The sequence below is a fragment of the Sphingomonas aurantiaca genome (assembly GCF_003050705.1).
Taxonomy (GTDB): domain Bacteria; phylum Pseudomonadota; class Alphaproteobacteria; order Sphingomonadales; family Sphingomonadaceae; genus Sphingomonas; species Sphingomonas aurantiaca.
The window spans coordinates 377,143-399,062 of the sequence record NZ_QAOG01000004.1 but is presented as its reverse complement, the minus strand read 5'-3'; the positions used below and the strand labels follow the sequence as shown (position 1 = coordinate 399,062).

General features: G+C 67.3%; 19 protein-coding genes. 14 read left to right on the top strand and 5 right to left on the bottom strand.

Annotation, left to right across the window (positions count from 1 at the left end):
* Positions 1-354 precede the first annotated feature (354 nt).
* From C8J26_RS13500 to C8J26_RS13475, 6 genes are read left to right on the top strand one after another with little or no spacing between them, the layout of a single operon-like run.
* The gene (locus C8J26_RS13500) at positions 355-885 is read left to right on the top strand and encodes a thermostable hemolysin (RefSeq protein WP_107958950.1); all 531 of its coding nucleotides are present in this window, start codon (positions 355-357) and stop codon (positions 883-885) included.
* A complete protein-coding gene (locus C8J26_RS13495) occupies positions 882-2,972 on the top strand; it encodes an AMP-binding protein (protein ID WP_107958693.1) in 2,091 nt (696 codons plus the stop codon). The genes C8J26_RS13500 and C8J26_RS13495 overlap by 4 nt, the downstream gene beginning before the upstream one ends.
* Positions 2,959-3,738, top strand: coding sequence for an SDR family NAD(P)-dependent oxidoreductase (locus tag C8J26_RS13490; RefSeq protein WP_107958691.1), 780 nt, complete (start codon positions 2,959-2,961; stop codon positions 3,736-3,738). The genes C8J26_RS13495 and C8J26_RS13490 overlap by 14 nt, the downstream gene beginning before the upstream one ends.
* Positions 3,735-4,394 (top strand): tetratricopeptide repeat protein, encoded by a 660-nt coding sequence (locus C8J26_RS13485; RefSeq protein WP_107958689.1) that lies wholly within the window; start codon positions 3,735-3,737, stop codon positions 4,392-4,394. The genes C8J26_RS13490 and C8J26_RS13485 overlap by 4 nt, the downstream gene beginning before the upstream one ends.
* A complete protein-coding gene (locus C8J26_RS13480; RefSeq protein ID WP_107958687.1) occupies positions 4,391-5,017 on the top strand; it encodes a class I SAM-dependent methyltransferase in 627 nt (208 codons plus the stop codon). Before C8J26_RS13485 ends, C8J26_RS13480 begins: the two co-directional genes overlap by 4 nt.
* Entirely contained in the window at positions 5,014-5,559 is a 546-nt protein-coding gene (locus tag C8J26_RS13475) for a phosphatase PAP2 family protein (RefSeq protein WP_107958685.1), read from the top strand. The genes C8J26_RS13480 and C8J26_RS13475 overlap by 4 nt, the downstream gene beginning before the upstream one ends.
* On the opposite strand, the gene C8J26_RS13470 is transcribed toward C8J26_RS13475, so the two are convergent.
* On the bottom strand, positions 5,556-6,908 hold the full coding sequence (locus C8J26_RS13470) for a sensor histidine kinase (RefSeq protein WP_107958683.1): 1,353 nt from the start codon (positions 6,906-6,908) through the stop codon (positions 5,556-5,558). The two genes, C8J26_RS13475 and C8J26_RS13470, sit on opposite strands and share 4 nt — an antisense overlap.
* Positions 6,895-7,572, bottom strand: coding sequence for a response regulator transcription factor (locus C8J26_RS13465; RefSeq protein ID WP_107958949.1), 678 nt, complete (start codon positions 7,570-7,572; stop codon positions 6,895-6,897). The genes C8J26_RS13470 and C8J26_RS13465 overlap by 14 nt, the downstream gene beginning before the upstream one ends.
* 134 nt (positions 7,573-7,706) lie before the next feature.
* On the opposite strand from C8J26_RS13465, the gene C8J26_RS13460 reads away from it, so the two are divergent.
* The 3 genes from C8J26_RS13460 (at position 7,707) to C8J26_RS13450 (ending at position 12,464) form a co-directional block, all read left to right on the top strand.
* Complete coding sequence (locus C8J26_RS13460; protein ID WP_107958681.1) at positions 7,707-8,984, top strand: TolC family protein; 1,278 nt, start codon at positions 7,707-7,709, stop codon at positions 8,982-8,984.
* Positions 8,981-12,178 (top strand): efflux RND transporter permease subunit, encoded by a 3,198-nt coding sequence (locus tag C8J26_RS13455; protein ID WP_425275407.1) that lies wholly within the window; start codon positions 8,981-8,983, stop codon positions 12,176-12,178. The genes C8J26_RS13460 and C8J26_RS13455 overlap by 4 nt, the downstream gene beginning before the upstream one ends.
* 67 nt (positions 12,179-12,245) lie before the next feature.
* Entirely contained in the window at positions 12,246-12,464 is a 219-nt protein-coding gene (locus C8J26_RS13450) for a hypothetical protein (RefSeq protein WP_107958677.1), read from the top strand.
* A gap of 177 nt (positions 12,465-12,641) precedes the next feature.
* Here C8J26_RS13450 and C8J26_RS13445 read toward each other — a convergent pair whose 3' ends face one another.
* Both C8J26_RS13445 and C8J26_RS13440 read right to left on the bottom strand, forming a co-directional pair.
* Entirely contained in the window at positions 12,642-13,109 is a 468-nt protein-coding gene (locus tag C8J26_RS13445) for a hypothetical protein (RefSeq protein ID WP_146168845.1), read from the bottom strand.
* Positions 13,110-13,481: 372 nt separating this feature from the next.
* Positions 13,482-13,850 carry a hypothetical protein gene (locus C8J26_RS13440; RefSeq protein WP_146168844.1) on the bottom strand — a complete coding sequence of 123 codons (369 nt, stop codon included), beginning with the start codon at positions 13,848-13,850 and terminating at the stop codon, positions 13,482-13,484.
* Between C8J26_RS13440 and C8J26_RS20160 the strand changes: the two genes are divergently transcribed.
* Positions 13,849-14,094, top strand: coding sequence for a hypothetical protein (locus C8J26_RS20160; protein ID WP_146168843.1), 246 nt, complete (start codon positions 13,849-13,851; stop codon positions 14,092-14,094). The genes C8J26_RS13440 and C8J26_RS20160 overlap by 2 nt on opposite strands.
* Before the next feature lie 100 nt (positions 14,095-14,194).
* On the opposite strand, the gene C8J26_RS13435 is transcribed toward C8J26_RS20160, so the two are convergent.
* Positions 14,195-15,523, bottom strand: coding sequence for a sugar MFS transporter (locus C8J26_RS13435; protein ID WP_107958671.1), 1,329 nt, complete (start codon positions 15,521-15,523; stop codon positions 14,195-14,197).
* Positions 15,524-15,698: 175 nt separating this feature from the next.
* Here C8J26_RS13435 and C8J26_RS13430 point away from each other — a divergent pair, with 175 nt between their 5' ends.
* The 4 genes from C8J26_RS13430 to C8J26_RS13415 are packed head-to-tail and all read left to right on the top strand — an operon-like array spanning position 15,699 to position 21,911.
* Positions 15,699-16,805: an aldose epimerase family protein gene (locus C8J26_RS13430; protein ID WP_416366520.1), complete on the top strand. Its 1,107-nt coding sequence runs from the start codon at positions 15,699-15,701 to the stop codon at positions 16,803-16,805.
* A 27-nt stretch (positions 16,806-16,832) separates the two neighbouring features.
* Entirely contained in the window at positions 16,833-18,623 is a 1,791-nt protein-coding gene (locus C8J26_RS13425; RefSeq protein WP_107958667.1) for an IlvD/Edd family dehydratase, read from the top strand.
* A gap of 43 nt (positions 18,624-18,666) precedes the next feature.
* On the top strand, positions 18,667-20,334 hold the full coding sequence (locus C8J26_RS13420) for a glycoside hydrolase family 43 protein (protein ID WP_208631393.1): 1,668 nt from the start codon (positions 18,667-18,669) through the stop codon (positions 20,332-20,334).
* A 2-nt stretch (positions 20,335-20,336) separates the two neighbouring features.
* Positions 20,337-21,911, top strand: a complete 1,575-nt coding sequence (locus C8J26_RS13415) for a glycoside hydrolase family 43 protein (protein ID WP_107958665.1) — start codon at positions 20,337-20,339, stop codon at positions 21,909-21,911.
* Positions 21,912-21,920: the final 9 nt, after the last annotated feature.

Sequence of the window (21,920 nt, the reverse complement as noted above, 5' to 3'; positions counted from 1 at the left end):
GAACGAGGCTTTCGAGAGGCATGGGGGTGGTTCGGCGTCGGATGCGAGGATCGGCAACGATGGCCTTGCAACGACCGTCGCGGAGCGAACGAACCGCATCGACGGCGCTTATCTAAGGTGTCTGCCATCTCCACGCCAGCAACCGGCGAATAAAATCAAGTTCATGATAGCGTGACCACATTCCTTTATTGATACTCAGTATCAGAAACCTTGCCGGTATCAGCACTGGCCCCACTAAAGTCATCGATCACCCCACGCGGCACACTATAAAATAGCACCCGGAAAGATTTTCGTCACCGCGGACTGAGGTGACCAGTTTCGGGCGGCGTCCAAGCTGCATCTGGGAGGATGCATATGCACGATGCCGCGCTGATCTCGCTGATCCACGACCGTTACGCCGCCGTTCATGGCGCGATACCCGCCAGCGATTACCCGACCTATCTGACGATCGGTGCGCCCGACGTGCCGCAGGCGACCCTGGGGTACCGGCTCGCCGGTGCCGGCACGCTGTTTCTCGAGACGTATCTCGATCGCCCGATCGAGGCCTTGCTGACCGAACGGTTCGGCCGCCCGGTCCCCCGCACGCGGATCGTCGAGCTCGGCGACCATGCCTCGCAGCGTCCCGGCGCGACGATGACGCTGTGGCGCGAAGCCGCAGCCGCCCTCACGGGGCAGGCGGATGTCGCGGTCGCGGTGCTGACACGCCCGCTGCGATCGATGTTCGCGCGGCTGGGGCTCGACCTGATCGAACTCGCACCGGCACGGATCGAAGCGCTCGGAGAGGGCGGCTCGGCCTGGGGGCGCTATTACCAGACCGACCCCGTGGTCTGTGCCGGCGACATCGATGCCTGCCGAACGCGGCTCGATCGGAGTGCGCGCGCATGACGCGGTTGCTCGACGCGGTCATGCGCCATGCCGAGGCCCGGCCCGAGGCGATCGCCATCGACGGCGCGGAGCCGATCAGCTGGGCGACGCTGGCGCGCGTGCTGCCGCCGATCGCGCAGGATCTGGCGACGCGCTTTGCTGGCGGCCGTCCGATCGCGCTCCAGCTCGATCAGGGCATCGGCGAATGCATTCTCGACCTCGCACTGCTCGAAGCAGGCATCGTGACGATCCCGCTGCCCTCCTTCTTCACGCCCGCGCAGACCGATCACGCGCTCGACGCGGCCGGCGCGGAGATACGGCTCTCCGGCCCGGTGACCCTGTCGCTCGACACGCAGCCAGCCGTTCACGTCAACGAAGATCACCGTGCCCGGCCGGCGCGCAACCTGCCTGACGGTACCGCGCGCATTACCTTCACATCGGGATCGACCGGCGATCCGAAGGGCATCTGCCTGTCGCGCGACCATCTGCTGGGAGTCGCGCAGGCCGTGGTCGATACGCTCGGCGTGCATCATGCGGGGCGGCATCTGCCGATCCTGTCGCCCGGCATCCTGCTCGAAAACGTCGCCGGCTTTTACGCGACCATCCTGGCGGGCGGCACCTATGTCGCGCTGCCGCAAGTCGCGATCGGCATGGCCGATCCGTTCCGCCCCGACATCGCCGCGCTGCTGCAGACGATCGAGCGGCAGGCGATCACCTCGCTGATCCTCGTTCCGGACTATCTCGCGGGCCTCGTCGCGGCACTGCGCGCGACGGGCCTCCGGCTCCCGCGCCTGTCGCTCGTCGCGGTCGGTGGCGCGCGGATCGATCCGCTGCTGCTCGACGCCGCAGCCGCGCTGGGGCTGCCGGTGCGCCAAGGGTACGGCCTGACGGAATGCGCCTCGGTCGTCGCGCTCGACGACGGCGATCCGGCATCGCGCGGCAGCGTCGGGCGGAGCATCGGCGCGAACGGCGTGCGGCTGGCCGCGGACGGGGAGATCCTGATCGACGGGCCGCTGTTCCTCGGCACCGTCGGCGCCCCCCGCACCCCCGGTCCGCTCGCGACGGGCGATATCGGTCGGATTGACGACGCCGGACGGCTATGGATCGAAGGGCGCAAGTCCGCGCTGATCGTCACCAGCCACGGCCGCAACGTCTCGCCCGAATGGGTCGAGGGCGTCCTGACGCGCCAGCCTGCGATCTTCCAGGCGATGGTGCGCGGCGAGGGGCAGGCGACGCTCGATGCGTTGATCGTACCCTCGTCGCCGAGCGCGGATATCGCCGCCGCGGTCGCTGCCGCCAATCTCGCGCTCCCCGCCTATGCCCGGATCGCGCGGTGGCAGGTCGTCGCGCCCTTCACCCCAGCAACCGGACTGCTGACCGGCAATGGCCGCCTGCGCCGTGCCGCGATCGACGCCGCCTATCCAGACCAGGAGATTTCGATGGACCAGCCCTTTTTCGACCATCTCGTCGCCGAGACCCGCGAGGCGCAGGCGCGGTTCGCGATGACGCCGCAACTCGTCGCCGGGCTGACCGGCCGCATCACGCGCGCGGATTACGTCGCCTACCTTACCGAGGCGTTCCACCATGTCCGCCATACCGTACCGCTGATGGAAGAGGCACGCGCCCGGCTTGCGCACCGGCCCGTCCTCGTCGCGGCGCTCGACGAGTATATCGAGGAGGAGACCGGCCACGAATTCTGGATCCTTGAGGATATCGAGGCGGCCGGCGGCAACAGCCTCGTCGCGAGCCATGCGCCCGCGCCGGCGACGCGCGCGATGGTCGAACATGCGTATGAGACGATCCGGCAGGGCAATCCGGCCGCGTTCTTCGGCATGGTCTATGTCCTGGAGGGCACCAGCATCGCGATGGCGAGCCATGGTGCGGGCGCGGTGCAGTCGGCGCTCGGGCTGCCCGATTCCGCGTTCCATTATCTCACCTCGCACGGCGCGCTCGACCAGGATCATATGGTCTTCTTCGAAAAGCTGATGAACCGGATCGACGATCCCGAAGACCAGCGCGCGATCATCGACATGGCGAACGCGATGTTCGGGCTGTTCGGCGCGCTGTTCGCGGGCATCGAACTGGAGGCCACGCGTGTCGCCGCTTGAAGGCCGCCGCATCGTCCTGACCGGTGCGGCCGGCGGGATCGGCGGTCTGCTCGCAGCACGGCTGCGCGGGGGCGGCGCGCACGTGACCGGCGTCGACCGCGTTGCGTCGCCCGCCTGTGACGATCACCTCGTCGCGAACCTCGCCGATCCCGCAGCGCTCGCCGATCTCGGCGCGCACCTCGCGGGCCGGCACGTCGACATCCTCGCCAACGTCGCCGGCCTCCAATATTTCGGGCCGTTCGAGCAGCAGGGCGCGACCGGGATCGCGCTCGGCTATGCGGTCAACCTCGTCGCACCGGCGGTCCTCGCCAGCGCCGTCGTCCCCCAGATGATCGCGCGCGGCGATGGCCAGATCGTCAATATCGGATCGGTGATGGGCGCGGTCCCCTATCCGTATTTCACCGCCTATTCGAGCGCGAAGGCCGGGCTGAAAGGCCTCAGCCAGGCGCTGCGCCGCGAACTTGGCGGACGCGGCATCGCGGTCACGCACGTCGCGCCGCGCGCGGTCAGGACCGGGTTCAACACCGCGACGATCGAGCGCTTCATGGCGCTAACCAAGATGAGCGCGGACGATCCCGCCACGGTCGTCGACCGCATCTTCCGCGCAATCGAGCGGCGCGAACGCGACGTGTCGATCGGCCTGCCGGAACGCGTCTTCACGCAGCTCAACGCGCTGCTGCCCGGCGTGGTCGACCGCGGCCTCGCCGGACAGGTGCTGACCGCGCGAACCCTATTCCAGGACAATCCTTCAGGAGCCCTTTCATGATCGTCCGTTACGCTCTCGCTTTCGTCGCCCTCGCGCTGGCGGGCTCGGCCAATGCCAGTAACAATCCGGCGATGGATGCCGCGGTCCGCCGCATCAACGACCAATGGGCGCATATCCGCTATCAGGTCGCCGACCGGAATGAGCAATATCGCCAGCTCGACGTGCTCGCGGGCGAGGCCGCGCAGGTCTCGGCGCGCTATCCCGGCCGGGCCGAGCCGCTCTTGTGGCAGGGCATCGTCGTCAGCGAGGAAGCCGCGCGCGCGAGCGTGCTGCGACAGCTGGGCTTTGCGCGGTCGGCGCGGGAGATCCTGGAAAAGGCGCAAGGCATCGACCCGAACGTCGCCGATGGCGGCGTCAAGATGAGCCTCGGCGTGCTCTACTACCGTGTCCCCGGTTTCCCGATCGGCTTCGGCAACACCGCAAAGGCGCGCGCGCTGCTCGAGGCGGCGCTGAAGCAGGATCCGAACGGCCTCGACAACAACTTTTTCTACGCCGATTTCCTCAATGACGAGGGGCATCCCGCCCAGGCCAAGCAATATGTTCTGCGCGGCCTCCAGGCGCCGGTGAACGCGGCGCGGCCGGTATGGGATACCGGGCGGCGCGCGGAAATGCGCGCGCTGCTGGTCAAGATCAACGCCAAGCTCAAGTCCGCGTGAACGCGCTCGCCGCCGCGCTCGGGCAACAGCTCGCACGCCCGAGCGGCATTGGCGGCCGGCTCGTCGGGCAGGCGATGCGCATCGCCAATCGCCGCCCGACCCGCCTCGCGATTGCCGCGCTCGATGTCCGGCGCGGCGAGACGGTGCTCGACCTCGGCTGTGGCACCGGCGATGCGATCCCCGCTCTGTCGGCGGCGGCTGGTGGCGGACGCGTCCACGGCCTCGATCACTCGCAGGCCATGATCGATGCGGCGCGACGCCGCCACGCAGACGTCATCTTCCACTGCGCGTCCTTTACGGAGATCCCCCTGCCCGATGCGTCCGTTGATCGGATCCTCGCCACAAACGTCGCCTATTTCTGGCACGATGACCGCGCCGTGCTCACCGAGGTCCTGCGCGTGTTGCGGCCAGGCGGGCGACTCGCGCTCTACGTCACGACCGCGGACTCGCTGCAACGGATCGGGCTCGGCAGCAGCCCGACGCACCGGCTGTTCAACGCTGCAACCCTGCGCACGATGCTCGGCCCCGCCGCGACCATCGCCACCGTCGATGCGGGGTTCGGCGTCGCCGGCATGATCGCAACCCTGGATACACCCCGCGTGCCGAAGGACAATGCAGCATGAGATTTCGAATTGCCGCGGCCGCACTCGCTGTCGTCGTCCCCGTCACGTGCGCCTCGCCCGCGACGGCATCGCCAAAGGGCTGGGCCGATGCCAGCGATATCGGCCGCGACCTTCTCGTCGGCGCAGCGCTCGGCGTGCCCGCGATCCAGGGCGACTGGCGCGGCGATCTGGAGGCCGGGGGCAGCATGCTCGTCGCGGGCGGGACGACCTTCGCACTGAAGGAACTGATCCATGAGCGCCGCCCGGATCGCAGCGACGACAAGAGCTTTCCCTCGGGCCACACCTCGGTCTCGTTCGCTGCGGCCGCCTCGCTCGAAAAGCGCTATGGCTGGGAGGCGGGGCTGCCCGCCCTGCTGGTCGCGTCGTTCGTCGGCGTCGCGCGAGTCCGGGCCGACAAGCACTATGTCCACGACGTCCTTGCCGGTGCGGTGATCGGCGGCGCCAGCGGGTTCTTGCTCACCGTGCGCCACGACGACCGCGTGCGCCTCACGCCCTGGGCGGGATCGGGCGGTGGCGGCATAGACGTCGCGATGCGCTTCTAGACTTGGGCCGGGGCGATCAGCGAAACCGCGCTGCCGACATCGGCGAACACCAGCGTGAAGCCGTGCAGGTCCGCAATCGCGTTGACCAGGCTGAGCCCCAGCCCGGCGCCTTCGCAATCCTGCCGGCCGCGATAAAAGCGTTGCGTAACCAGCGACCGCTCGGCGCGCGGCACGCCCGGCCCGTCATCGGCCACGGTCACGACCACCGCCCCGCCCGCATGCCGCAGCGACAGCAGCACGCGACCATTGGCCGGCCCGAACTTCATCGCATTGTCGATCAGGTTCGATACCGCCTCCATCAACAGGCTCGCATCGCCCTCGACCGGCGCGACCGGGGCGATCTCGCAGGTCAGGTCGATCCCGCGATCCTCCGCAGTCGGCCGGTGCAGCTCGCATGCATCCTCGACCAGCCGCGCGAGATCGACCGCGGCGAAGCGGCTGCGGCGCGCATGATCCTCGAGTTCGCGGATCCGCAGCAACGCCGCGACGATCCCCAGCAGCGTATCGATCTCGGCGAGCGCCGCATCGGCCACCGCCTCGAACCCCGCGCGCGTATCGGCCTCGCGCAGCCCGCGCTCGACCCGCGCGCGCAGGCGGGTGAGCGGCGTGCGCAATTGGTGCGCGATATCGTCGCCGACGCCGCGGACCTCGGTCACGAGCATCTGCAGCCGGTCGAGCATCGCGTTGATGTGCGCGCACAACAGCCCGAAGCTGTCGGGATCGGTCCCGACGGGCAGCCGCTCCGCCAGGTCGCCCGCGACGATCCGCGCGGTCAGCGTGCGGACCGCATCGACCTGTCGCGCAGCACGCCGCCCGGCCGCGAGGCCGAACCCGATCGCGAGCAGGATTGCGGGGATCAACGCGATCGCCAGCGACCGCTCGACCACGCGCAGTGCTTCTTCCGCATCGTCGAGATCGACCCCCGTCACCAGCCGCGATCCATCGGGCATCGCGCAGATGACGAGCCGCGCGGTGTCGCGCGTCTTGCCCGGCAGTTCGGTCGTCTCGACCTCGGCGACCACCGATCCGTGCGCGGTGATCCCTGCCAGCGGCAGCCGGGCGATATTCCCCTCGATCAGCGCGCCGTCCGCGGCGAACAGCGCGAGAAAGCGATCGCGGTGGATGTCGCGCTCCAACATGGCGCGCACGCCCGCCGGCCGCGCGGGCGCCGCGATCGCGGCCAGATCGCGGCAATCGCGCACGAAGCCGCGCTCGGCCATGCGCCGATGGCTGCCGTTCGCCAGTACCCAGAATAGTCCAGCGACGACCAGCGACTGGACGATTAGCAACGCCGCGATCGCCCCGCCCCACCGCCATGTCGCACGCGTCCGCGGATCAGACCGGGACATCGAACACATAGCCTTGCCCGCGTACGTTACGGATCAATTGCGGTTCGCCCTCTCCGTCGACCTTGCGGCGCAGGCGTCCCATATGCACGTCGACGACGTTGCTGTTGGGCTCGAATGTATAGCCCCAGACATCGCGTAGCAGCATCGACCGCGTGATGATCCGGTCGGGGCGGCGGACCAGATAGTCGAGTAGCTTCAATTCGCGCGGCAGCAGGTCGAGCGCCCGCCCCGATCGCGTCGCGGTCCCCGCCAGCAGGTCGAGGTCGAGCGGGCCGACGATCAGCCGCGTGTCGCGCGTCTCGTTCGGTCGGCGCAACAGCGCCTCGACGCGCGCCACCAACTCGACCAGCGCGAACGGCTTGGGCAGATAATCGTCGCCGCCTGCGCGCAGTCCCCGGACCCGGTCGTCGAGGCTGCCGAGCGCGCTGAGGACGAGCGCGGGGGTCCGCCGGCCCTCGGCCCGCAGCCGCGCGATCAGGTCGAGCCCCTCGCCATCGGGAAGCTGCCGGTCGACGATCAGCAGGTCGACGCCATCGTCCTGCGCCGCGACGAAGCCATCCCCCGCCAGGCCATGGTGAGTCACCGCATAACCGTTCGCGCGCAGCTCGAGCATGATCTCGTGCGCGGTGCCGGCGTCGTCCTCGATGAGCAGGATATGCGTCACGAACCCTGTTCGCAGCCCGGGCGGCACGCCGTCAATTGAATTGCAGTTCAGAGTCTGAACGCGGATTTAATCGACGGCCCCACGGCCCGGCGGCTACCGGCGCATCAAGGATATCCCCTTGGAGAAGCACGGAAATGCGGATTGTTGCCCTCGCGCTGATGGTCGGTGCCGTCATGCCGACCGCTGCGCACGCGCAGACCTCGGCGCAAGCCCAGGCGGGGACGGCGATCTCGCTCGACCGGCTCGCGCAGGACGTCATCGCCAACAATCCCGAGCGGCAATTCTACCAGCGCCAGATCGAAACCGCGGGCGTCGAGCGATCCGCCGCCGGGCGCTGGGCCGATCCCGAGACCGTCGTCGAATTCGGCCAGCGCCGTGCCGACGATCGCACCACCGGCATGCCGCTCGGCGACGGGCTGACCTATGCCGTCTCGGTCGTCCAGCCGATCGAATTCGGCGGCCGCATCGCGCTGCGCCGCGCGATCGCCGAGCGGCAGGTCGATCTCGCCAAGATGGGCCTCCAGCAGTTCGATGCCACGCTGGCGGCGCGCGCACGCACGCTCGGCTATGCGCTGTTCGCCGCCGACGAAAAGGCGGGTGTCGCGCGCGAGGTCGCGACACGGATGCGGACGCTCGCGCGCGTCATCGTCTCGCGCGATCCCGCGGGCCCCGCCCCCCGGCTCGAGGCCGCCTCGCTCCAGGCCGGCGCGATCAGCGCGGAGCGCACCGCCGCGATCGCGGACGCCGAGGCGAACTCGGCGCTGTACGAGCTCAACCAGTTGCGCGGTGCGCCGTTCGCCGCGCGGCTGCGGATCGTCCGCCCCGACATGTCGCTCCCCGATCTCCCATCGGGCACGACGCTGGCAGCCAACGCCACCGCGAACAATTTCGAGCTGAAGGCCCTGCGCGCGCAGTTCGAGCAGCAGGGCCTACGAGTCGATCTGGCGCGCAAGGCGCGGCTCCCGATCGTCGGCGTCGGGCCCTATTATGATCGCGCACGCTCCGACATCCGCGAGACGAACTATGGCGTCCGCCTCTCGACGACGATCCCGCTGTGGAACCGGCAGGCTGGCGAGGTCGCGGTCGAACAGGGGCGACAGGCGCAGGCCAACGCGACTCTCATCAACGCCGAACGGCGCGTCGCGCGCGACGTGTTCGACCAGGCGGCGCAGTACGAGGCCAAGCGATCCGCGCTCGGCAAATGGGATGGGAATACGCCGCGCAGCTTTGCCGATACCGCCGAGGAGGCCAATCGCAACTTCCAGCTCGGGGCGATCCCGCTCGCGATCTACATGCAGATGCAGCAATCCTATATCGACGCGACCAACGCGCTGCTCGATACGCGCCGCGAGGCGCTCGAGGCGCTGCTGATGCTGCGTGCGCTCAACGGCGGCACCGCGCTCGCCCGATGAGCGCGCGTTCGGCCATGGGCGGTCTGCTCGATTTCGTCACGCGGCGCCGGCTGGTGATCGCGGTGGTGACCGCGCTGATCGCCGCGGTCGGCCTGTGGTCGTTCGCCAGCCTGCAGATCGACGCGATCCCCGACATCACCGGGGTGCAGGTGCAGGTCAACACGATGGTCCCGGCCCTCGCGCCCGAGGAGATCGAGCGGCTCGCGACGCTGCCGATCGAGCGCGCGATGGCGGGCCAGCCGGGGCTCGACGAAACCCGCTCGCTCACCAAGACCGGGCTCAGCCAGGTCACGTTGCTGTACAAGGACGGCACCGACCAGATGCGCGCCCGCCAGCTCGTGACCGAGCGGTTGAACGCGGTGCGCGACCAGTTGCCGCCGGGCGCCTCGCCGCAGCTCGCGCCGATCACGACGGGTCTTGGCGAGATCTATTACTACACGCTCGAATGGAAGCGGCCGCCGCCGGGCATGGATCCGCAACGCCAGCTGATGGAGCTGTACGAGGCGCAGGAATATACCGTCCGCCCGATGCTGCGTGCGGTCACCGGCGTCGCCGACGTCAACACCAATGGCGGTCTCGAACAGCAGTTCGTCGTCGAGCCCGATCCGCGGCGGCTGACGATGCACGGCGTGACCGCGGCCGAACTCGCGCAGGCGGTCGGCAAGAACGTCGCGAATGCGGGCGGCGGCATCATCGCGCGCGGCGCCGAACGCTTTACCGTGCTGACCAACGGCCGCGTGACGAGCGCAACCGATATCGGCGCGATCCCGGTCAAGTTCGCCGGCGGCATCCTGCCGCTCCAGGTCCGCGATCTGGCCGACGTCGTCATCGGCGCCGCGCCGCGCCAGGGGGCTGCGACGCAGAACGGGCGCGAGACCGTGCTCGGCACCGTGATGATGCTGGTCGGGCAGAACAGCCGCGAAGTCGCGCTGCGCGCGGCGGACGCGCTCCCCGATATCCAGGCGGCGTTGCCCAACGGCATGGTGATCCACCCGCAATATAGCCGCGCCGAGCTGGTCGACCGGACGATCTCGACGGTCGAGCATAATCTGGGCGAAGGCGCGCTGCTCGTCGCGCTCGTGCTGCTGCTGGTGATGGGCAACTGGCGCGCGGCGCTGATCGTCACGCTCGTCATCCCGCTCGCCTTTTTCGTCACCGTGTCGGGGATGCACGCGATCGGTGTGTCGGGGAACCTGATGAGTCTGGGCGCGCTCGACTTCGGGCTGATCGTCGACGGCGCGATCGTGGTGGTCGAGAACAGCCTGAGGCTGCTAGCCGAACGCCGCCGCGCGAAGGGTGACGACCTCACCGCCGACGAACGCCGCGACACGGTGGCGGACGCCGCGCGGATGGTCGCTCGCCCGACGATGTTCGGCATTGCGATCATCGCGCTCGTCTATGTCCCCGTGCTCAGCCTCGGCGGGGTCGAGGGCAAGCTGTTCCAGCCGATGGCGCAAGCCGTGATGCTGGCGATTGTCGCAGGCCTCGTCTGGACGTTCACCGTCGTCCCCGCGCTGTCCGCCTGGCTGCTGCGCGCGCCCGCCAGCGACAAGGACGACAGCCGCCACAAGGGCCTGATCGGGCTCGCCGAGCGCGGCTATGCGCCGACGCTCGAACGGGCGCTCGCGCATCCCAAGCTGCTCGTCATCGGCGCGCTCGTCATGCTGGCGGTGACGTTCGGCGTGTTCAAGACGCTCGGGTCGCAGTTCACGCCACAGCTCGACGAGGGGGCGATCACCGCGATGGTCTATCGACCGGTCGGCATGTCGCTCGAACGCAGCCTCAGAATCGAGCAGGAGACCGAACGCCGCATCCGCGCGCAATTCCCGCAGGTCAGCCACACCTTCTCGCGGATCGGCACCAGCGAAGTCGCCACCGATCCGATGCCGCCCAACGAGAACGACCTCTACATCTTCTACACGCCCGAGAAGGACTGGCCGACCGGCGACGGCAAGCCCAAGACCAAGGCGGAACTGGTTACCGGAATCGAGAAGATCGGACGGCAGGTCTACAAGGGCCAGAGCTTCGAATTCGCGCAGCCGATCGAGATGCGCTTCAACGAGATGCTCGAGGGCGTTCGCGCCGACGTGTCGGTAAAGATCTTCGGCGAGGATTACGACGTGCTCGAACGCGCGGCGAAACAGGCCAAGGCGATCCTCGACAAGCAGCCCGGCACCGAGCATGTCGAGTTCGAAACCGCCGGTCGTCCCAAGAGCATCGTCGTCGAGCTCGACCACGCCGCGATGCTGCGCCTCGGCCTTGGCACCGCCGAAGTGAACAGCGCGATCACCGAGGCGATCGCGGGCGCCGAAGTCGGCTTCATCCCCGAGGGGGAGGCGCGCCACATGATCGTCGTCCGCATGCCCGAAAGCCTGCGCGCGGATCCCGCCGCGATCCTCGCGCTGCCCTTGCGCGTCGGCGACTATGGCATGGTGCCGCTGTCGCGCGTCGCCCGGCTGCGCGTGGCGCCGAAGGTCGAGCCGATCCTGCACGACGGCGGCAAGCGCCGCGCCGCGCTGATGGTGACGCTCAACACCAGCGATCTCGCCGGCTATGTCGCCAAGGCGCGCGCCGCGGTGGAAGGTCAGGTCAAGCTGCCACCGGGCTACCGGATCGAGTTCGGCGGCCAGTTCCACCAGCTCGAGGCCGCACAAAAGCGCCTGTCGATCGTCGTCCCCGCCGCGCTCGTCCTGATATTCCTGCTGGTCTACGCTGCGCTCGGCAGCGTGAAGGAGGCGGCGATCGTCTATACCGGCATCCCGTTCGCAGTGACCGGCGGCGTGCTGGCGCTGTGGCTGCGCGGCATGCCCTTCTCGATCACCGCGGCGATCGGCTTTATCGCGCTGTCGGGGATCGCGATGCTCAATGGGCTGGTACTGGTCGATCACATCAATGCGTTGCGCGACGGTCGCGACGGCGATCCGCGTCCGGTCGACGACGCGGTCCGCGAAGGCGCGCGCGATCGCCTGCGCCCCGTACTCTCGACCGCGCTCGTCGCATCGATCGGCTTCGTCCCAATGGCGATCGCGAGCGGCGCAGGCGCCGAGGTCCAGCGCCCGCTCGCAACCGTCGTCATCGGCGGCATCGTCACCTCGACTCTGCTGACGTTGGTGCTGCTGCCCAGCCTGTACCGCTGGCTCGTTCGCGACAAAAAGTCGGAGACTTCGTCCGAACCCGATTGTCCGGCGAACTGATCGCCGACCGACGCGCTCGGCAGCACCGCCGCGACACGCCCCGCAACGTCGCGGGATGCTGCCGCCGATGTTCGCCGAGAAACCGCGCCGGTCCACGGAACGCGTGCAGCGATGCAAACTCGTCGACCGCGATCCGCGCATCTCGCAGAGCATCGACAAGGTCGCGGTCAAGGTGTTCGCGGCCGATCTGCTCGGCAAGCACTGGGTGACGCCGACGTTCTGGTCGGGTGCCCCCTCCCCGACAGCTGGCCCTTATCGCCGTCTTTCGCCGTCAGGTCGGGACTGAAGCGCCGTTCATCGCGGCCTGGCACCATGGACGCGACGTCCTGGCGGAGCCTACTCGACGAACGGGCCTGTCGCGACGGGCCGTGCCCCGTACTGATCAAACCCTCGTTGGCAAAGGACCGGCGCTGCCGATTGTCGCCATTTCTCCGCACCGCTCCGCGACAACGCGTTCGCGCGCTTATTGCTTGCGAAGGAACGCCTTTGCCTCTTCGGGGGTCGCCAGTCGCGTTTGCGTGTCCGGTGTTTGCAACAGCGGGTTGGCGCTGCGCCTCGGCACGGTCGGCGTGGCACTGCTGGATTGCAAAGGCTGTTTCGCGTTGGGCTTCGCATCGGGCAGGTCCGGCGTGTCTGCCCGCGTCTGGCCAGCGGCACTTCCCTGCGTCACCGCTTCGAGCAGGTCCACACGCTTCGACAACATCTGGAGGTCAAGCTTTTCGGGAGTCGACTGCAATTCCGCGACCTGGCGTTCGAGTTCGTCGATTCGCTTGTTCGCCGCGGCAAGACGCACGTCCTCCTCGACCTGGCCAATGTCTGCCTCGATGGACTTCTGCGCTGGCGATTTCGTGTTCGCCGTAGGTGCCGGGTCGCAACCCGCCAGAACAATCAGGCACACGAATGGCAGTGAAAGCCGTGAAAAATGTTGCATCCCGCACTTTTACGGGGAGCACTGACGCTTGTCAGGCCTCAAATTCAGGCCAACGCCCCCCCCCCCCCGTTGGTGGAGAATGGGCGCATGGGGCCAGTCACCACGATGTAAAACAGCATTCCCACTCCATCGCAGATCCGACACCCGCCACGAGATGGCTGATTTCAGCCGCCCGACCCCGGCAGTTGAGGCTCGGACCGCCACCCGTGTGACCCGCAAGCTCCCTGGTCCGTCGCTTGGAGGTCATGCCCGGCTTGCAATAATTGGACAGCTAGACTAACCCAATAAGTGCGTGTCGTTGGCCCCCTTCGACACCATTCCCTTGGGCGGCTGCGGTCGCCCATTTTTGTGCCTGCACTCGAAAAGCCAGCATCAATGCCGGACGCTTACGAGCCAGTTTGAGACATCGCAGGCCTCGTCGAGGAAGATGCGCAACTTGGTGAGTGCGGTTTCGGACAGCGTCACCCCGCCGCCGTCTTCGCGCAGTTCGATATGGTCCTCGCCGACGAGATGCGCGATCCAGCGGCGTCCTGCGGTTACGCTAAGGCCCACCCGTTCCAGCAGCGCGATTTCCGATATCACCTCGCCATCGGCAAATGCGATGAAGAGAACCAGAAGCATACCCCAGGCATGTTCATCGAAGATCTCGTTGGGAAAAAGTCTTTTCCGGAATGCCCTTGCTACCAGAATGGCTTGGGCGGCTTTGCTGCGGTCGCGATCACCAAACATACGCAAGTACATGCCCGGCTCGGAGACGGCTTCCACAACATATGTCCGTCGATTTTTAATTTATGCCATTGTCATCGAACACCAAAATGCCTTCGATGAGCGGATGGATAATCCCGACGATCCCGACGCGATGTCGCTGCATGCCGCAATAGCGCGGGCGCTCCAGCTCGCAGACACGCAGGGTGAAACGCTGATCGGCGCATATCTGGCCGATGTTCTTGTTCTGGCGGAAAAAACTAACGCCACTTCGACTTGATCGACGCGTTCACCACGTCCTGATCATCGGCTAACTCGCCTCGTCGAATTACTCCGAGCAGCGACGACCGCCTTGGCAGCGATCGTCGTGCCCGCTCCCCTCAATGGACGGCGACCGGATCCGGTAGCGCATCCGTCACGCGCGATCCCCAGAGCGCGTAGAACAGGATGTAGAGTTCGCACGCCGCGGTCAGCAGGAAGGAAATCTGCAGCCCGTAGGTGTCGGCGAGCCAGCCCTGGACGATCACCAGCGCACCGCCCGCGATCGCCATGATCAGCAGCCCCGATCCCTCCTCGGTCAGCGGCCCCAGGCCACGGATGCCGAGCGTGAAGATCGTCGGGAACATGATCGAGTGGAACAGTCCGACCGAGATCAGCGCCCACATCGCGACATGGCCGGTGGTGAAGGTCGCGATCAGCATGACGAGGAACGCGCCGATGCTCGCCAACGCCAGCACGCGCTCGGCGGGGATGGTGCGCATCACGACGCTGCCGATCAGCCGGCCGACCATCATCCCGCCCCACAGGATGAACAAATAATGCGAGGCCTGTTCGTGCGTCAGGTTGCCGATCTGCGGCTGGCTGACGAAATTGATGAACAGGTTGGCGACGCCGATTTCGGCGATCAGGTAGATGAAGATCGCCGGGATACCGAGCACGAGGTTGCGGTGCGACCAGAGCGACAGGCCCTTGCGATCCGCCTTCGCAGACCGCTGCGTCGCGGCGCCCATCGCCGGCAGCGGGAAGCGCGCGATCACGACCGCGAGAACCACCAGCACGGCCGCGACGATCAGGTAGGGGAGCACCACCGACTGGGCATCGGCAAGCCGCTCGGCCGGGGTCAGCACCGCGGTGGACCCGGCGACCGCCGTGCCCGAGGTCGAACGCCCGAGGATCAGATAGCCGCCGAACAACGGCGCGAGCGTCGCCCCCGCCGAGTTGAACGCCTGCACCAGGTTGAGCCGCGCCGACGCGGTCTCGGGTGGGCCGACGACCGCGACATACGGGTTGGCCGCGACCTGCAACAAGGTGATTCCGCTGGCGATCACGAACAGCGCGACGAGTGTCACCCCGTAGCTCGGCAGCCGCGCCGCAGGCACCATCATCAGCGCGCCGACCGCCATCAGGCCGAGCCCGAACACCATCGCACGTTGATATCCGACCCGTTCGATCAGCTTGGCCGAGGGGATCGAGGCGAAGAAATAGGCGATGAACCAGACGCTCTCGATCAGCGTTGTCTGTGTATAGCTGAGGTCGAACACGCTGCGCAGGTGCGGCAACAGCGTGTTGTTGATGACCGTGATGAAGCCCCACATGAAGAACAGGCTGGCCAGCAGCGTCAACGCGGAGCGGTAGCCCCCGCTACCCTCCGCCCCGGCAGGCGCGGCGCGCGCGGGTGTATGCGTGTGCGTCTGTATCGGCATCGCCATAATCGTTCATCCTCCGTGCCGTGTCGGCGACTGAAAAACAGTCTTTTCCCGCATGGCTTGCCCAGAAATATATTGTCTGACTATATAGCCGAGCAAGGCGCGTCAACGGCGTCGCGAACAGGGGAGGAGAACCGGCATGCGTGCAATCGGGAAGACGGGGATCATCGTGGCAACCATGCTCGCAGCGCTTTCGACGCAGGCGGCCGACGCGGCAGACGTAAAGCGTACCCCCGCCGGCACCCTGAAGGACGGCACCGCGATCGAGGCGGTGACGCTGAGCAACGCGCACGGCGTGTCCGCACGGATCCTGTCCTACGGCGCGACGCTGCAATCGCTGATGGGCCCCGACCGCAACGGCAAGATCGCCGACGTCGTGCTCGGCTATGACGACCTCGCCTCCTATGTCGATCATCCCAACTTCTTCGGCGTGACGGTCGGCCGCTACGCCAACCGGATCGCGGGCGGCCGCTTCACGCTCGACGGCAAGACCTATCAGCTGCCGCTCAACGACAAGACCAATTCGCTGCACGGCGGCGGCAACGGTTTCGACAAGGTCGCCTGGACGATCGTCTCGGCCAAGAGCGGCCCGACCGCGACGCTGGTGCTCGGCTATCGCAGCCCCGACGGCGATTCGGGCTATCCCGGCACGCTTGACGTCACGGTGACGTACACGCTCGACGACGCCGGCAATCTCGGCATCAGCTATGACGCGAAGACCGACAAGCCGACGATCGTCAACATGACCAACCACGCGATCTTCGATCTGGGTGGCGAAGGATCGGCGGCGGGCACCTATGGCCACCGGCTGACGATCCCCGCCAAGGCGATCACCCCGGTCGGCGAGACGCTGATCCCGACCGGCGCGCTGCAACCCGTCGCCGGCACCGTCTTCGATTTCCGTGGTGGCCGCATCGTCGGCGAGGGGATCCGCGACGGCCGCGACCAGCAGATCCGCTATGGCCATGGCTACGACCATAATTTCGCGCTCGACAAGGGCCTGACCGCGAAGCCGGAACTGGCCGCGCGGCTGGAGGATCCGCTGTCGGGTCGCGTGCTCGAGGTGCTGTCGACCGAGCCGGGCGTGCAATTCTATACCGGCAATTTCCTCGACGGAACGTTTGTCGGCAAGCAGGGCCATCTGTACCGGATGGGGGACGGCATCGCGCTGGAACCGCAGAAATTTCCCGACGCGCCGAACAAGCCGAGCTTCGTGTCGGCACGCGTCGATCCGGGCAAGCCCTATCACCACGCCATGATCTATCGCCTCTCCGTCGCCCGCTGATATTCGATCCCCAGAAAGCCCCTTTCGATGACCGACATGCCTAAACTCCGCAGCCGTGCGTGGTTCGACAACCCCGAGAATATCGACATGACGGCGCTCTATCTGGAGCGGTATCTGAACTTCGGGCTTAGCCTCGAGGAACTGCGCTCGGGCAAGCCGATCATCGGCATCGCGCAGACCGGCAGCGACCTGAGCCCCTGCAACCGCCACCACCTCGTGCTCGCCGAGCGTCTGCGCGAGGGCATCCGCGAGGCGGGCGGCATCGCGCTCGAATTCCCGGTCCACCCGATCCAGGAAACCGGCAAGCGCCCGACCGCCGGGCTCGACCGCAACCTCGCCTATCTGGCGCTGGTCGAGGTGCTCTACGGCTATCCGCTCGACGGCGTCGTGCTGACGATCGGCTGCGACAAGACCACACCTGCGTGTTTGATGGCGGCGGCGACCGTCAATATCCCGGCGATCGCGCTGTCGGTGGGGCCGATGCTCAACGGCTGGCACAAGGGCGAGCGGACCGGCTCGGGCACGATCGTGTGGAAGGCGCGCGAGCTGCTCGCGACCGGCGCGATCGATGATGAGGGCTTTATCAAGCTCGTCGCCTCGTCGGCGCCGTCGACCGGCTATTGCAACACGATGGGCACCGCCACGACGATGAACAGCCTGGCCGAGGCGCTCGGCATGCAGCTGCCCGGCTCGGCCGCGATCCCCGCGCCGTACCGCGACCGCCAGGAGGTCGCGTACAAGACCGGCAAGCGCATCGTCGCCATGGTCGCCGAGGACCTCAAGCCCTCCGACATCATGACCAAGGACGCGTTCCACAACGCGATCGTCGTCAATTCGGCGATCGGCGGCTCGACCAACGCGCCGATCCATCTCGCCGCGATCGCGCGCCACATTGGCGTCGACCTGCCGATCGACGACTGGCAGACGCACGGCCACAAGGTGCCGCTGATGGTCAACCTCCAGCCCGCCGGCGAATATCTCGGCGAGGATTATTATCATGCGGGCGGCGTCCCCGCGGTCGTGTCCGAGCTGATGAAGCAGGGGCTGATCCACGAGGACGCGATGACCGCGAACGGCAAGTCGATCGGCGACAATTGCCGGACCGCGACGATCGAGGATGAACGCGTCATCCGCCCGTTCGCGACGCCGTTGCTGGAAGATGCCGGCTTCATCGTCCTGCGCGGCAATCTGTTCGACAGCGCGATCATGAAGACCAGCGTGATCTCGCCCGAATTTCGCGCACGCTACCTGTCCAACCCGGACGATCCCGAGGCGTTCGAGGGTCCCGCGGTCGTGTTCGACGGGCCGGAGGATTACCACCACCGGATCGACGATCCGTCGCTCGGCATCACCACCGATACGTTGCTGTTCATGCGCGGCGCCGGCCCGATCGGTTATCCGGGCGCCGCGGAAGTCGTGAACATGCGGCCGCCGGCGTATCTGATCCGCGAAGGCGTCCACGCCCTGCCCTGCATCGGCGACGGTCGCCAGTCTGGCACCTCCGGCTCGCCCTCGATCCTCAACGCCTCGCCCGAAGCCGCGGCGATGGGCGGCCTCGCGCTCATCCGCACCGGCGACCGCGTCCGCATCGATCTCGGCAAGGGCACCGCCAACGTCTTGATCGCCGACGAAGAGCTCGCCGAACGCCGCCGCGCGCTGACCGAGGCGGGTGGCTATGCCTATCCGCGGTCGCAGACGCCGTGGCAGGAAATCCAGCGCGCCACCGTCGGCCAGATGGAAACCGGCGCCATTCTCGAAGGTGCCGAGAAGTATCAGCGGATCGCCCAGACGATGGGCCTCCCGCGCGACAACCACTGAGTACACGCAGCGCGGTACGGATCCGTTCAGACCAGGAGCCTTGATGACCCGATCCCTACCGCGCATCGTGACGACGCTGGCCGCGCTGATGCTGGCCCAGGCGGCAGAGGCGCAAACCGCCCGGTTCGACAGCTTCAGCTATGACGGGCGATCGCAGGAGCGCGTCGTTGTGGCGCCGAACCAATACCGCAATCCGATCCTGTCGGGCTATTACCCCGATCCATCGGTGACGCGCGTCGGCGACGACTATTACCTCGTCAATTCGAGCTTCGCGCATTTTCCAGGCCTGCCGATCTTCAAGTCGAAGGACCTGGTAAGCTGGGTCCAGATCGGCAACGCGATCTCGCGCCCGAGCCAGCTCGATCTTGCCGGGCGCGGGCTGTCGCAAGCGGTATTCGCACCCGACATCTCGTGGCACGCGGGCGTGTTCTACATCGTCAACACCTGCGTGCAGTGCAAAGGCAATTTCGTGATCACCGCGAAGGACGCGGCCGGGCCGTGGTCCGACCCGATCTGGCTGCCGTTTGAGGGGATCGATCCATCGATCTACTGGGAAGGCGACAAGGCCTATATCGTCAACAATCGCGCACCCGACGAGCCACCGCGCTATGACGGACACCGCGCGATCTGGGTGCAGGAATATGATTGGCGCGCCGGCAAGATGGTTGGGCCGAGCACGCAGATCGTCAATGGCGGTGTCGACCTTGCGACCAAGCCGGTGTGGATCGAGGGTCCCCACCTGATCAGGCACGACGACTTCTATTACCTGATCGCGGCAGAGGGCGGCACCGGCGACAATCATTCCGAAGTCGTGTTCAGGTCGAAAAGCCCGACCGGGCCGTTCGTCCCCTATCCCGACAATCCGATCCTGACGCAGCGCGGGCTGGCCGCGGATCGCGCGAACCCGGTGACGTCGGCCGGCCACGCCAAGTTCGTCCAGACGCAGAATGGCGACTGGTGGGCGACGTTTCTCGCGACGCGACCCTATGCGCCCGAACGCTATGCGATCGGCCGCGAGACGTTCCTGCTGCCCGTGACATGGTCCGATGGCTGGCCGCATATCCTGGCGCCGAAGACCCCGATCCCGTTCGCCACCACCAAGCCCAAGCTGCCCGCGCAGCCCCGGCCGATGACTCCCGTTACCGGCGATTTCACCTATAGCGATTCGTTCGACGGAAAGAGCCTGGCGATGCAATGGATCGGCATCCGCGCGCCCGCTACGCCGTTCCATACGCTGGGTGCGGGTGGACTGACGCTGCGATCGCGCGCCGCGCTGGGCGATCGACAGGGCGTGCCGGCGTTTCTCGGCCGTCGCCAACAGCATCACATCGCGACGATCACGACGCGCGTGACGTTCGCGCCTCGGACCGATGGCGCACGCGCGGGCCTTGCCGCGGTGCAGAACGACGAGTCGTTCCTGTTCTTCGGGATCACGCGGATCGCGGGCAAGCCCGTCGTGGCGCTGTATGCACGCGACAAGGCCAAGGCGGATACGCTCGTCACGTCCGCGCCGGTGGATCCGTCGGGGCCGGTCTCGCTGACGATCCGGGCCGACAAGGGCATTATGGCGTTCGACTATCAGACGCGCGCCGGCCGCCGCACGCTGCTGTCGAACTTCGATGCGACGCTGCTGACTACCGCGCGTGCGGGTGGTTTTGTCGGGACGGTCGTCGGGCCCTATGTCTATGATCCCGCCGCCGGAACGTCGTGAGAATGCGCGGCACGGGCGCCTGCCTTGTAGCGGCGACGCTGATTGCGTCGCCGTCGATCGGCGCGGTGCAGGCCTGGCAATCCGATCGCGGTGACGGGACCTTCGCGAACCCGCCGCTGAACGCCGATTATCCCGATCCCGACATCATCCGCGTCGGCGACGTCTTCTATTTCATCACGAGCACGTTTGCCGACGTGCCAGGGCTGACGATTCTGACCTCCAGGGATCTGGTGAACTGGCGGTTCGCGTCGCATGTCGTCGACACGCTGAGCGGCCGCCCGGAATATGACCTGCAGGCCGGCGGGTCGTATCGCCGCGGCATCTTCGCCCCCAGCCTGCGGCATCACGACGGGATGTTCTATGTCGCGGTCACCCCGGTCGGCGAGCCGACTCGGATCTACCGCGCCCGCGACGTCCGCGGGCCCTGGACGATGAACCGGCTGAGCGAGGCCGCGTTCGATCCGGGGCTGTTCTTCGACAATGACGGATCGGCCTATATCGCGACCGCGAGCAGCAGCGACGGGACCGAGACGCTGCTGAGCCTGGACCCAACACTGCGGCGGATCACCGCCCGGCGGGTGATCCACTATACCAAGGGCGCCGAGGGATCGAAGCTGGTCCGACGGGGCAAATATTATTACCTGTTCAACGCGATTCCGCGCCGGCTGGGGCTGACGGTCTCGCGCGCTACCGCGCTGGCCGGCCCGTGGGAGACGCGCAACCAGATCGACGACACCAGCGGCGGCCATCAGGGCGCGATCGTCGATCTCGCCGATGGCAGCGATTACGGGTTCGTGATGATCGACGCAGGCGCGATCGGGCGGACGACGAACATCAGCCCGATCCACTGGCGCGACGGTTGGCCGATCTGGGGCACGCCCGAGGCGCCCAATCGGGTCCCCGCCACCGCACGCAAGCCGATCCAGGGCATGCCGGTCGAAACGCCCGCCGCCTCCGACGATTTCGCGCAGACCAGGCTCGGCCTGCAATGGCAGTGGAATCACAACCCCCTCCCCGACCGCTGGTCGCTGACCGCCAGACCCGGCTTCCTGCGGATGAATGCGGCGCCAGGCAGTTCGATCTGGACCGCGCGCAACACGCTCCTCCAGAAAGGGCAAGCGCCGTGGAGCCGTGCCACGGTCCGGCTCGACGCGAGCCACGTCGCGCGCGGCGATCAATGCGGGGCGGGCGTCTTCGGCAAATATAGCGGCGGCATCGCGCTCGGCCGCGACGCGCAGGGACATTTGACGCTGTCGATGCGCATCATCGAGGATGTCGCCAGCCCGGCAAAGACGACGATCCAGCGCATCGTCCGGGAGAGCCCTGCCGTGACCGTCCGCAGTACCCAGCTGACGCTGCGGACCGAGATGGATTTCGGCGATGACACCGGCGCGGTGGCGTACAGCACCGACGGCACGACGTTCACGCCGCTCGGCCCGCGCTTCCCGCTCGCTTTCGACTGGCAAACCGGCACGTTCCAGGGGCAGCAGTTCAGCCTGTTCTGCTACAATCCGGCCGGTCGTGGCGGGTATCTCGATATCGACTCGGTCACGCTCGACGGTCGGGGCAAACGGTAACCCTCCCCT

What these genes read in the sequence shown, in the direction of transcription:
- C8J26_RS13500 (WP_107958950.1), top strand. Translation starts at nt 355, where the DNA reads ATGCACGATGCCGCGCTGATCTCGCTGATCCACGACCGTTACGCCGCC.
- C8J26_RS13495 (WP_107958693.1), top strand. Translation starts at nt 882, where the DNA reads ATGACGCGGTTGCTCGACGCGGTCATGCGCCATGCCGAGGCCCGGCCC.
- C8J26_RS13485 (WP_107958689.1), top strand. Translation starts at nt 3,735, where the DNA reads ATGATCGTCCGTTACGCTCTCGCTTTCGTCGCCCTCGCGCTGGCGGGC.
- C8J26_RS13475 (WP_107958685.1), top strand. Translation starts at nt 5,014, where the DNA reads ATGAGATTTCGAATTGCCGCGGCCGCACTCGCTGTCGTCGTCCCCGTC.
- C8J26_RS13470 (WP_107958683.1), bottom strand. Translation starts at nt 6,908, where the DNA reads ATGTCCCGGTCTGATCCGCGGACGCGTGCGACATGGCGGTGGGGCGGG.
- C8J26_RS13460 (WP_107958681.1), top strand. Translation starts at nt 7,707, where the DNA reads ATGCGGATTGTTGCCCTCGCGCTGATGGTCGGTGCCGTCATGCCGACC.
- C8J26_RS13455 (WP_425275407.1), top strand. Translation starts at nt 8,981, where the DNA reads ATGAGCGCGCGTTCGGCCATGGGCGGTCTGCTCGATTTCGTCACGCGG.
- C8J26_RS13450 (WP_107958677.1), top strand. Translation starts at nt 12,246, where the DNA reads ATGTTCGCCGAGAAACCGCGCCGGTCCACGGAACGCGTGCAGCGATGC.
- C8J26_RS13445 (WP_146168845.1), bottom strand. Translation starts at nt 13,109, where the DNA reads ATGCAACATTTTTCACGGCTTTCACTGCCATTCGTGTGCCTGATTGTT.
- C8J26_RS20160 (WP_146168843.1), top strand. Translation starts at nt 13,849, where the DNA reads ATGCCCGGCTCGGAGACGGCTTCCACAACATATGTCCGTCGATTTTTA.
- C8J26_RS13440 (WP_146168844.1), bottom strand. Translation starts at nt 13,850, where the DNA reads ATGTACTTGCGTATGTTTGGTGATCGCGACCGCAGCAAAGCCGCCCAA.
- C8J26_RS13435 (WP_107958671.1), bottom strand. Translation starts at nt 15,523, where the DNA reads ATGGCGATGCCGATACAGACGCACACGCATACACCCGCGCGCGCCGCG.
- C8J26_RS13430 (WP_416366520.1), top strand. Translation starts at nt 15,699, where the DNA reads ATGCTCGCAGCGCTTTCGACGCAGGCGGCCGACGCGGCAGACGTAAAG.
- C8J26_RS13425 (WP_107958667.1), top strand. Translation starts at nt 16,833, where the DNA reads ATGACCGACATGCCTAAACTCCGCAGCCGTGCGTGGTTCGACAACCCC.
- C8J26_RS13420 (WP_208631393.1), top strand. Translation starts at nt 18,667, where the DNA reads ATGACCCGATCCCTACCGCGCATCGTGACGACGCTGGCCGCGCTGATG.
- C8J26_RS13415 (WP_107958665.1), top strand. Translation starts at nt 20,337, where the DNA reads ATGCGCGGCACGGGCGCCTGCCTTGTAGCGGCGACGCTGATTGCGTCG.